The sequence below is a fragment of the Dactylosporangium darangshiense genome (assembly GCF_039537565.1).
GTDB classification, from domain to species: domain Bacteria; phylum Actinomycetota; class Actinomycetes; order Mycobacteriales; family Micromonosporaceae; genus Dactylosporangium; species Dactylosporangium darangshiense.
Genome location: NZ_BAABAT010000022.1, coordinates 107,352 through 118,050, shown reverse-complemented (window position 1 = coordinate 118,050; position 10,699 = coordinate 107,352). Strand labels below are relative to the sequence as shown.

10 protein-coding genes are annotated in these 10,699 nt (G+C 72.9%); 9 read left to right on the top strand and 1 reads right to left on the bottom strand.

The annotated features are described in order from the left end of the window. The first annotated feature begins 27 nt into the window (after positions 1-27). The 3 genes from ABD901_RS33285 to ABD901_RS33275 all read left to right on the top strand — a co-directional run bounded on the left by ABD901_RS33285 (position 28) and on the right by ABD901_RS33275 (position 4,078). A complete protein-coding gene (locus ABD901_RS33285; RefSeq protein WP_345132914.1) occupies positions 28-690 on the top strand; it encodes a response regulator transcription factor in 663 nt (220 codons plus the stop codon). Then, positions 687-1,757: a sensor histidine kinase gene (locus tag ABD901_RS33280; RefSeq protein WP_345132912.1), complete on the top strand. Its 1,071-nt coding sequence runs from the start codon at positions 687-689 to the stop codon at positions 1,755-1,757. Before ABD901_RS33285 ends, ABD901_RS33280 begins: the two co-directional genes overlap by 4 nt. Positions 1,758-2,323: 566 nt before the next feature. After that, a complete protein-coding gene (locus tag ABD901_RS33275; protein ID WP_345132909.1) occupies positions 2,324-4,078 on the top strand; it encodes a discoidin domain-containing protein in 1,755 nt (584 codons plus the stop codon). Between the two features lie 24 nt (positions 4,079-4,102). On the opposite strand, the gene ABD901_RS33270 is transcribed toward ABD901_RS33275, so the two are convergent. Further along, positions 4,103-4,699, bottom strand: a complete 597-nt coding sequence (locus ABD901_RS33270; RefSeq protein WP_345132907.1) for a nucleotidyltransferase domain-containing protein — start codon at positions 4,697-4,699, stop codon at positions 4,103-4,105. A gap of 106 nt (positions 4,700-4,805) precedes the next feature. Here ABD901_RS33270 and ABD901_RS33265 point away from each other — a divergent pair, with 106 nt between their 5' ends. The 6 genes from ABD901_RS33265 to ABD901_RS33240 all read left to right on the top strand — a co-directional run bounded on the left by ABD901_RS33265 (position 4,806) and on the right by ABD901_RS33240 (position 10,628). Beyond that, positions 4,806-5,567: a glycosyltransferase family 2 protein gene (locus ABD901_RS33265; RefSeq protein WP_345132905.1), complete on the top strand. Its 762-nt coding sequence runs from the start codon at positions 4,806-4,808 to the stop codon at positions 5,565-5,567. After that, positions 5,564-6,280, top strand: coding sequence for a polysaccharide deacetylase family protein (locus ABD901_RS33260; protein ID WP_345132904.1), 717 nt, complete (start codon positions 5,564-5,566; stop codon positions 6,278-6,280). The genes ABD901_RS33265 and ABD901_RS33260 overlap by 4 nt, the downstream gene beginning before the upstream one ends. A 47-nt stretch (positions 6,281-6,327) precedes the next feature. Beyond that, positions 6,328-7,539, top strand: a complete 1,212-nt coding sequence (locus ABD901_RS33255) for an ROK family transcriptional regulator (protein ID WP_345132902.1) — start codon at positions 6,328-6,330, stop codon at positions 7,537-7,539. 82 nt (positions 7,540-7,621) lie between these two features. Next, positions 7,622-9,055, top strand: coding sequence for an aldehyde dehydrogenase family protein (locus ABD901_RS33250; RefSeq protein WP_345132900.1), 1,434 nt, complete (start codon positions 7,622-7,624; stop codon positions 9,053-9,055). Further along, positions 9,052-9,717, top strand: a complete 666-nt coding sequence (locus tag ABD901_RS33245) for a ThuA domain-containing protein (RefSeq protein ID WP_345132898.1) — start codon at positions 9,052-9,054, stop codon at positions 9,715-9,717. The genes ABD901_RS33250 and ABD901_RS33245 overlap by 4 nt, the downstream gene beginning before the upstream one ends. Then, positions 9,714-10,628: an aldo/keto reductase gene (locus tag ABD901_RS33240; RefSeq protein WP_345132896.1), complete on the top strand. Its 915-nt coding sequence runs from the start codon at positions 9,714-9,716 to the stop codon at positions 10,626-10,628. The genes ABD901_RS33245 and ABD901_RS33240 overlap by 4 nt, the downstream gene beginning before the upstream one ends. The last annotated feature ends 71 nt before the right edge of the window (positions 10,629-10,699 follow it).

Below are 10,699 nucleotides of genomic sequence, written 5' to 3'. Positions count from 1 at the left end.
TCACCCGCCGCCTGGCATCGTGGACCCATGAGGGTGCTGGTCGTGGAGGATCACCGGACGCTGAACGCGCTGGTCACGGCCGGCCTGCGCCGGGAGGCGATGGCCGTGGACACGGCCCTGGACGGCCACGCCGCGCTCGAGCAGCTGTCCGCCACCCGCTACGACGTCGTGGTCCTGGACCGCGACCTGCCCGGCGTGCACGGCGACGACGTGTGCCGGCGCATCGTGGCCGGCGGAACGGGTGCCCGCGTGCTCATGCTCACCGCCGCCGGCACCGTCCGCGACCGCGTCGAGGGCCTCGGCCTGGGCGCCGACGACTACCTGCCCAAGCCGTTCGACTTCGCCGAGCTCGTGGCCCGCGTCCGGGCGCTGGGCCGCCGCAGCGCGCCCGCGCTGCCCCCGGTGCTCGACAACGGCGACCTGACCGTGGACCCCAACCTCCGGGTCGCCTCGCGCGCCGGCCGGCGGCTGGACCTCAGCCCGAAGGAGTTCGCGGTCCTGGAGTACCTGCTCGCCGCCGCCGGCCGCGTCGTGTCCACCGAGGAGCTCCTCGAGCGCGTCTGGGACGACGCCACCGACCCGTTCACCACCACGGTGAAGACCACGATCGGCCGCCTGCGCGCCAAGCTCGGCCGGCCGCCGGCCATCCACACCGTCCGCGAGGGCGGCTACCGGATCGGCGAGCCGTGACCCGGCCCCGGCTGCGGACCCGGCTCGCGCTCCTGCACGCCGGCCTGGCCTTCGCCTGCAGCGTGGTGCTGCTCGCCATGGTCGGCCTGCCGTTCCTCAGCGCCGGCCACACGACACACCGGCCGGCACCCGGGGAACCCGCCGCCGCACGGACCACCACCAACCTTGTCGAGCTGCTGCGGTACTCCTGCGTCGCGCTCGTCGTCCTCGCCGCGGTCTCGGTCGCGCTCGGCTGGCTGATCGCCGGCCGTGCACTGCGCCCCCTCCACGCGATGACCGTCTCCGCCCGCACCATGTCCGCCGACACCCTGGAGCACCGCCTCGGCGCCCCGGCCGCCTACCGCGAGTTCGCCGAGCTCGCCGAGACCCTGGACGGCCTGCGCCAGCGGCTGCACGAGTCGTTCACCGCGCAGCGGCAGTTCATCGCCAACGCCTCACACGAGCTGCGCACGCCGCTGACCGTGCAGCGCACCCTGCTCCAGCTCACCCTCGCCGACCCCGACGCCTCGGCCGAGACCCTCCGGTCGGCCTGCAACGAGCTGCTGGCCCTCGGCGAGCAGCAGGAGCACCTGATCAGCGCGCTGCTCGCCCTGGCCGGTGGCCATCAGGGGATCTCGCACTGGGAGCGCTTCGACCTCGCCGACCTCACCCGCAAGGTGGTCCTGGACCATCGCGCGGAGGCCGAGCGGCGCGGCATCCGCGTCCGGACCGCGCTCGCCCCGGTCACCGTGCACGGCGATTCGCGCCTGGCCGCGAGCCTCGTCGCGAACCTGGTCGGCAACGCCCTGCGGCACAACGTCCCCGGCGGTACCGTCGAGATCGCCACGACGGCCTCCGGCCGGCTCACGGTCGCCAACACCGGCGCCCCGATCCCTCCGGCCGAGGTCGACCGCCTGTTCCAGCCGTTCCAGCGCCTTGGCAGCGAACGCACCGACCAGAGTGACGGGCACGGCCTCGGCCTGGCCATCGTCGCCGCCATCGCCCACGCGCACCGCGCCCGGCTCGCCGCCCGCCCGGGTCCGGCAGGCGGCCTCCACATCACCGTCGGCTTCCCGCCCGTCGCGTGAGGCCTCGGCGCCTCGCCGTTCACTGATCCTCCACCGGCGCCGGCCGCCCGTTCACCCCGCGGTCACCGGCCGAAGCGCCAGGCTGGCGGCATGGCTGACTTTCTGGTTGTCGGTGGGGTCGTCCTCTTCGTCGCCGCGATGCTGGGCTTGATCCGGGCTCTGGAGCGGGTGTGAGTCTCACCGACGGGCTGCTGCTGACACTGTCGTTCGGCGTCCTCGTCTTCCTGGGCGCCGCACTTTTTGAGGCGGAATGGTTCTGATGAGCTTCGCGTGGACGATCGTCGCGCTGGTGGCCGTGCTCGCGGTCTGCTGGCGCTTCCTCGGGTCGTACATGGTGGCGGTGTTCGAGGGCCGGGCACGTGCGGTGGCCGCGAGGTGAATGGCCCGCCGCAGCCGGTGGAGGATCGGTGAACCGCCAGGAACATCGAAGTCGGCAGGCATTGACAGATTTGGAAGGAAGCCTGACAGTAGCGAGAGAGCGCTCTCTGGGCCACCCTCCCCGCTGCGCTCGACGGGAGCCGTCCGCCTGCGGTTTCCCATTCATCCCCTCATGGACGGGACTGCGTATGTCCAACACCCGAGTCAGACGTGCCCGGATCAAGATCGGCCTCATCGTGCTCGCCCTTGCCGGGGCCGGTGCCGTGCAGGTCGTGCCCGCGGTGATCGAGGCCGCCACCGCCGCCGCCACGGCGGTGCCGGCCGCGCCCGCGGGGTTCACCACCACGTGGAGCGACGACTTCAACGGGGCCGCGAACACCGGACTCGACACGAACGTCTGGCGCTATGACGCCGGGGCCGGGGCCAACTTCGGTACCGGCGAGATCGAGACGACCACGACGAGCACCGCCAACGTGTATCAGGACGGCGCCGGGCACCTGGTGCTCAAGGCGCTGCACACCGGGTCCGACCCGCTGGCCGGCTGGACCTCGGGGCGGGTGGAGACCCAGGCCGACGGGTTCGGCGCGCAGGCCGGCGGCGTCGTGGCCATCCAGGCCTCGATCAAGCAGCCGGACGTCAACACGGGCAACGGCCTCGGCTACTGGCCCGCGTTCTGGATGGTCGGCTCGCCGTTGCGCATCGGCGTGCCGTGGCCGGGCTCCGGCGAGATCGACATGATGGAGAACATCAACGGGCACGACTCGCTGTTCTCCACCGTCCACTGTGGAACTCTGCCGACCGGGCCCTGCAACGAGTACACCGGCATCGGCAGCGGAGAGCGGGCCTGCTCCGGCTGCAAGACCGGCTTCCACACCTACGGCGTGCAGATCGACCGGTCCGTGTCGCCCGAGCAGGTGCGGTTCTACTTCGACGGCAACAACTTCTTCACCGTCAACTCCAGCCAGGTCGACGCGACCACCTGGAACAACGCGTTCCACCACACCTTCACGCCCATCTTCGACCTGGCGATCGGCGGGCAGTTCCCGGCGGCGTTCGGCGGCGGGCCCACCGCGGCCACGGTCTCCGGCGGGCACATGGACGTCGACTACATCGCCGTCTACAACAAGCCGCCGGCGGGCAACTTCGGCACCAACGTCGCCCGCGGCAAGACCGCGACCGCGTCGTCGGTCGAGCAGGCCCAGTTCCCGGCGTCCAACGTGGTCGACGGCGACGAGACGACCCGCTGGTCGAGCGCCTTCGCCGACCCGCAGTGGGTGCAGGTCGACCTGGGCCAGTCCTACGCGATCAACCACGTCACGGTGTCGTGGGAGGCCGCCTGCGCAAAGAGCTTCACGATCCAGACGTCCACCAACGGCTCGACGTGGGCGACGGTGTACACCAACACGAACGCCACCAGCGACTACTACGACGTCAACCTGTCGGCCACCGCGCGCTACGTGCGCGTGAACGGCACGGCGCGGGCGTCGCAGTGGGGGTACTCCGTCTATGAGCTGGCGGTGTTCAGCACCGGCGGCACGACCAGCCCGCCGCCCACCGCGACGCTGCTGTCGCAGGGCCACCCGGCGACCGCGTCGTCGTCGGAGAACGCGAGCTTCACCGCGCCGATGGCCTTCGACGGCAACACCGGCACCCGCTGGTCGAGCGCCTTCTCCGACCCGCAGTGGGTCCAGGTCGACCTCGGCGGTAACCACACGCTCAGCCAGGTCGTGCTGAACTGGGAGGCGGCCTACGCGACCGCGTTCCAGATCCAGACGTCGACCAACGGCACGACGTGGACCAACGTGTACTCCACGACGGGCGCCACGGGCGGCCAGCAGAGCATCCCGGTCACCGGCACCGCCCGGTACGTGCGGATGAACGGCACCCAGCGCGCGACGCAGTGGGGCTACTCGCTGTGGGAGTTCCAGGTCTACGGCACCTGACCCGCCGGCGCCGGCCCGGCCGGGTCACAGGTCCGCGAGCCAGGGGTGTCCTGGATGTACGCGAGCCAGTAGCCCGGCCAGGGTCGCGCGCTGCGCGGGGGTGAGGTGCGGGACGGTCGCGTCGAAGTCGGCCTGGTCCTTCTCGCGGGCGTGCTTGGCCTTGAACAGCAGGACGAGCTCGGGCGCGAGGTACGGCACGCCGTCCTCGGTGTGGTGGATGATGTCGCGGTACGGCAGCCGGATCCCCTCGTCGCGGCGGCAGATCCAGGTGTCGCCGTCGTGCGGCTCGCGGAACACGTCGAGCAGGTAGTTGCCGGTGGCCGGGTCGCGAAGCCAGGTCTGGTGCGTGGCCGCCAGCTCCTGCGGCGTGGCGTTCTCCCAGATCCGGCCGTCGCTCACCGTGTCGAAGACGTAGCCGGGGAAGCGGTCGCGGATCAGCGGGAAGGCCGCGGCGGGGACCGCGATCTCGATGTCGCCGTGCTCGCGCGTCTGCTCGCCGCGGAACAGGTCCAGTGCCCAGCCCGCCGCCACGCACCACGGCGCGGCGACTCCGGTGAGGTGTTGCGCGACCTCGGCCGGGCTGAAACAGCAGGCCCACCGGGCGTGGAGATCCTCGCTCACCGCCGCAGGCTACCGGAGCCCTGACCCCGTGTGGGGGGAAAGCCCCCGGTCGAATTCGGGGGAGATCCGGATCGATTCGGCGCGGCCGTCGGCCAAGACTCATCGCATGACAGACAGGCCCAGGTTCAGCATCGTCATCCCGTGCTTCAACGAGGCCGCCTACGTCACCGACGCGCTGCTGTCGCTGCGTAAGCAGGACTTCGACGGGGTGTTCGAGGTCATCGTGGTCGACAACAACTGCACGGACGAGACCGCGGACATCGCCCGGGACTTCGGCGCGGTCGTCGTGACCGAGCCGGTGCCGGGGGTGTGCAACGCCCGCCAGCGGGGCACGGAGGAGGCGCGCGGTGAGATCGTCGTGTCGGCGGACGCCGACACGGTCTACGGCCGCGACTGGCTCAGCCGGATCGACGCGCTGTTCCGCGGCGACGAGCGCGTCGTCGCCGTCGTCGGGCCGTGCGAGTACGCCGACGGGCCGCGCTGGGGCCGGGTCTACGGCCGAGCGCTGTTCGGGGCGGTCAACGGCGTCTATCGGCTGACCGGGCGCGCCGTGTACGCGAGCGCGACCAACATCGCCTTCCGGCGCGAGGCATGGACGGGGTACGACACCGGCATGACGCAGGGCGGCGACGAACTCGACCAGCTGCGCCGGCTGCGCAAGCGGGGCCGGATCGTCTACGACCACGGCAACCCGACCTTCACGTCGGGACGGCGGCACAACCGGGGGCTGGTGTACAACCTCTTCGTGACACTGCCGGTGCATTACCTGCTGACCTACGCCGTGAACCGGATGGCGGGCCGGCGCGTGCTCGGCTCGGCGCCGGCGTTCCGCGACCCCGAGGGCTCGTTCGAGGCGGCGGTCCGATGATCGTCCTCATCGTCCTGCTGATCGCGGCCGGGCTCGGCGTGTCCTACTGGCTGCTGATGTCGCCGTTCGCGCCGTCGTCGCGCGACTACCCCCACCGCGGGCCCGACGCCGAGCGGGTGGTGGCGCTGACGTTCGACGACGGCCCGAACGAGCCGTACACCTCGCAGATCCTCGACCTCCTCGCGGCGCACGACATCCGGGCGACCTTCTTCCACGTCGGGCAGTGCGTCGAGCGCCACCCCGAGGTCGCCCTGCGCGTGATCGACGCCGGCCACGTCGTCGGCAACCACTCGCTGAGCCACCGCTTCGGCACGTACCTGCGGCCGAGGGCCTTCGAGCGGGAGGTCGAGCGGACACAGGGCATCCTGGCGCAGGTCACCGGCCGGACCCCGGCGCTGGCCCGCACGCCCTGGCTGTGGCGCCAGCCGCTGCTGCTGCGGATGCTGCGCCGGCGGGGGCTGCACGCGGTCGCCGGCGAGTTCGGCCACGCGCTGGAGGTGTTCCAGCCGTCGGGCGTCCGCATGGCGCGGCGCGCCGTGGCCAAGACGCGGCCCGGCTCGATCCTCATCTTCCACGACGGGTTCGACGGGCGGGGCGGCAACCGCGCCGAGACGGTCGTCGCGGTGCGCGAGACGATCGCGGGGCTGCTGGCCCGGGGCTACCGGTTCGTGACGGTCGACGAGCTGCTCGGCGTGCCCGCCTACCAGGTCTAGACCTGCGACCGATCGCCATCCGGGGAGTGTCTGGCAGAATTGGTGCCGTGACCCTCGCGATGCGCCATACGACGCGCGACCTGCGTCGGCGCAACCGGGCGGCGTTGCTGTCGCACATCTACCACATCGGCGCCGCCAGCCGGGTGGAGCTGGTGCAGGCCTCCGGGCTGAGCTCGGGCTCGGTGAGCAACGTGGTCGGCGACCTGGTCAACGACGGCATGGTCGCCGAGGTCGGCTCCGAGGACTCCGACGGCGGGCGCCCGCGGGCCCTGCTGCGGGTGCGCCCCGAGTTCGGCAAGGTGGTCGGGGTCGACATCGGCGAGACGCACGTCCAGGTCGGGCTGTTCGACTGGACGCTGCAGCGCATCGCCTCCACGACGTTCGCCATCGCCGAGACCAGCCTGGAGCCGGAGGCGGTGGCCTGGATGGTCGGCTCCGGCATCGCCAAGGTGACCGTCGAGGCCGGCGTCGACCCGGCGACCCTGCTCGGGGTCGGGGTGGGCGTGCCCGGCGCGGTGCAGCCGACCGCGGACGGCACCGCCGTGCACGCGCCGACGCTGCGCTGGTCCGGGGTGCGCCTCGACCAGATGCTCGCCACGAGCGTGCGCGTCCCGCTGTACATCGACAACTGCGCCCGCACGCTCGGCCAGGCCGAGATGTGGCGCGGCGCCGGGCGGGGCACGAGCCGCAGCGTGGTGGCGCTGCTCGGCGTCGGCATCGGCGCGGCCCTGGCCACCGGGCCCTCCTCGCGCGACGCGACGAGCAGCACGAGCGAGTGGGGCCACACGGTCATCGTGGTCGGCGGGGCGCCCTGCCGGTGCGGTTCGCGGGGCTGCCTGGAGGCGTACGTCGGCGCCGAGGCCGTCCTGTCGCGCTACGCCGAGCTGTCCGGCGGCCGGCCCATCGAGGCCGTCGGCACCGAGGCGCGGCTGGCCGAGCTGGCCGCGCGGGCGGAGGCACCGGGCCCCGCCGCGGGCGTGCTGGACACCACCGCCGAGTACCTCGGCATCGGCATCGCCAACCTCGTCAACCTGCTCGCGCCGGACCGCGTGGTGCTCGCCGGCTGGGTCGCCGAGGTCATCGGCCCGCAGATCCTGCCGGCGGTGCGGGCCGCCGCCCGCCGCCACTCCCTGCCGTATCTCTACGGACAGCTGCAGATCCAGCTCGGCGAGCTCGGCACCGACGCGGTCGCGCTCGGCGCCGCCACGCTGCCGGTCGTGCAGATCCTCGCCACGGGCGAGCGGCTGCCGGCCCGCTGAACCTCGCGATCAAGGATTGACGGGGGGCTCGCTCGACACTTACCTTAAGTCTTAACATAAGCACCTCCACGGGAGTCTGCGCATGACCGCTCCTGCCGCCGACGGCCGGCTGTACATCGACGGAACGTTCCGGGACCCAGTTGGCGGGCGCACCGGCCCGGTGCTGGAGAAGGCGACCGGCGCACCGATCGGCACCTACGGGCGCGCCGACGCGGCCGACGTCGACCTGGCCGTGCGGGCCGCCCGCGCCGCACAGCCCGGCTGGGCCGCGCTCGGCGCCCCCGAGCGGGCCGCCTACCTGCGCCGCTTCTGCGCCTATCTCGAGCAGCACTACGAGGACCTGGTCCGGCAGAGCATGCGCGAGACCGGCGGCGTGCGGGCCAAGGCCGAGGACGAGGTCGGCGCCAGCATCCGCCAGCTGCAGATCTCCGCCGTGCAGGCCACCGACTCGGCCGGCGACCTGCTCCAGCCGTACAAGGCCGGCAAGCTGTCGATGTCCCGCGCCGTGCCGCTCGGCGTGCTCGGCCTCATCACGCCCTGGAACTACCCGATGAACCTCGCCATGCGCGCGGTCGCACCGGGCCTGGCGTTCGGCAACACCGTCGTGCTCAAGCCGGCCGAGCTGACCCCGATCATCGGCGGGCAGGTGCTCGCGCAGGCGGCGGACGCGGCCGGGCTGCCGCCCGGCGTGTTCAACGTCGTCACCGGCGACGGGCCCGACGCCGGCCACGCGCTGGCCGAGCACCGCGGCGTCGACCTGCTCGACTTCACCGGCTCCCGGGCCGTCGGCGTGGCCATCGCCGCGTCGGCCGCCGCCGACCTGCGCGCGGTCCGCCTCGAGCTGGGCGGCTCCAACGCCTTCGTGGTCCTCGACGACGCCGACGTCGACCTGGCCGCCTCGGCCGCCATGGTGGCGTCGCTGGAGTTCCAGGGCCAGACCTGCATCAGCGCCAGCCGGCACATCGTGCAGCGGGCCGTGGCCGAGCGCTACATCGACGCGGTGACGCGCCGCGCCGAGGCGCTCACCGTCGGCGACCCGTTCGCCGCCGGGACCGACCTCGGCCCGCTCATCAGCGAGGCCCAGCGGGACCGCCTGCACCGCGAGATCGTCGAGCCCTCGGTTGCCATGGGCGCGACCGTCGCCGCCGGCGGCACGTACGATGGCCTCTTCTACCGCCCGACGGTGCTGACGGGCGTCACGGCGGACATGCCGGCGTTCCGGGACGAGATCTTCGGCCCGGTCATCCCGATCACCGTGGTGGAGTCCGAGGAAGATGCGATCGAGCTGGTCAACGGGTACCCGATGCTGATGAACTCGGTCTTCTCGGCCGACCTGATCCGGGGCCTGGGCGTCGCCGAGCGGCTGCAGGCCGGCGAGGTGCACGTCAACGACGCACACGCCCGCCACGGCGCGGAGAACCAGATGCCGGGCTTCACCAGGCGGCAGTGGATCGGCCTGCAGCGCACGCCCCTGACGCTGCCGGACTGGACCGCCGACCCGGCGGGGCGGCGGTGACGGCCACCGCGCGGCGGGCCCTCGTCGTGCGCGGCGGCTGGGAGGGGCACGCCCCGGTCGAGACCACGGAGCTGTTCCGGCCCGACCTCGACGCCGCCGGCTTCGAGGTGAGCGTCGCCGAGGACCTCGACGTGTACCGCGACGAGGCACTCCTCGCGCGCACGGACCTCATCGTGCAGTGCTGGACCGACGGCACCCTCACCGCGGCGCAGAGCGAGGGCCTGCGCCGGGCCGTGCACAACGGCACCGGTCTGGCCGGCTGGCACGGCGGGCTGGTCGCCACGTTCGCCGAGGACCGCGAGTACCTGCGGATGGTGGGCGGGCTGTTCCTGCACCACCCCGCGGAGTTCCTCGACCACCGGGTGCGGGTCGAGCCGGAGCACGCGCAGCATCCCATCGTCGCCGGGATCGACGAGTTCACCGTGCACACCGAGCAGTACTGGATGCTCACCGACGCCCGCAACCGGACCCTGGCCAGCACGGTCGTGGAGCCCGGCGACGGCGGGCAGGGCGACGGGCCGGTCGCCATGCCGGTGGTGTGGACGCGGCAGTGGGGCCGCGGGCGGATCTTCTTCTCCGCCATCGGGCACCGCGTCGAGGACCTGCTGCAGCCCGAGGTGCGCACCCTCACCGCGCGCGGGCTGGTCTGGGCGAGCCGATGAGGGCGCCGCTCGGCCCGTTCGCGCTCGGCACCGCTCCCTTGGGCATCCTCCCCGAGCTGGTCGACGCCCCGGCGGCGCAGCGCTGCCTGCAGCGGGCCGAGGAGCTGGGCATTCGGTACTTCGACACGGCCCCGTTCTACGGCGCCGGCCTGGCCGAGGAGCGCCTCGGTGCGTTCCTGGCCGGGCGGGACCCCACCCGGCTGGTGGTGTCCACGAAGGTCGGCCGCAGCGTGGTGCCCGGCGGCACGACGGTCTTCGACTTCGGCCGGGACGCGATCCGCCGCCAGCTCGACGAGAGCCTGCGGCGGCTGGGCACGGACCGCGTCGACATCGTGTACCTGCACGACCCCGACGACCACTGGGCCGCGGCGATCGACGAGGCGTGGCCGGTGCTGGCCGAGCTGCGCGCGAGCGGTGCGGTCGGCGCCGTCGGCGCGGGCATGAACCAGACGGCGATGCTGCACCGGTTCGTGCGCGAGACCGACATGGACGTCATCCTGCTGGCCAACCGCTACACGCTGCTGCAGCAGTACGAGGCGGACGAGCTGTTCGCCGCGTGCGAGCGGCGGGGCGTGACGGTCGTGCTCGGCGCCGTGCTCAACGGCGGCATCCTGGCCACCGGCGCGGTGCCGGGCGCGCAGTACGACTACCGGCCCGCGCCGCCCGAGGTCCTGCAGCGTGTGTCCCGCATGGAGGAGGCCGGCCGGCGCCACGGCGTGCCGCTGGTCGCCGCCGCCCTGCGGTTCGCGGCCGCCCACCCGGCGGCCGCCTCGGTGCTCATCGGCGCCAAGTCGGCCGGCGAGCTCGAGCGCAACCTGGCCGCGGCCGCGCACCCGATCCCCGCGGCCTTCTGGGCCGAGCTGCGCGAGCTCGGCCTGCTCGGCGCGGACCGTCCGGTCCCCGCCGCCTGATCCGTGTTTCGACCGTTGACCCCATGATTCTCAAGACTTACCTTAAGTCTTAGGAAAAGCATCTGACGCGC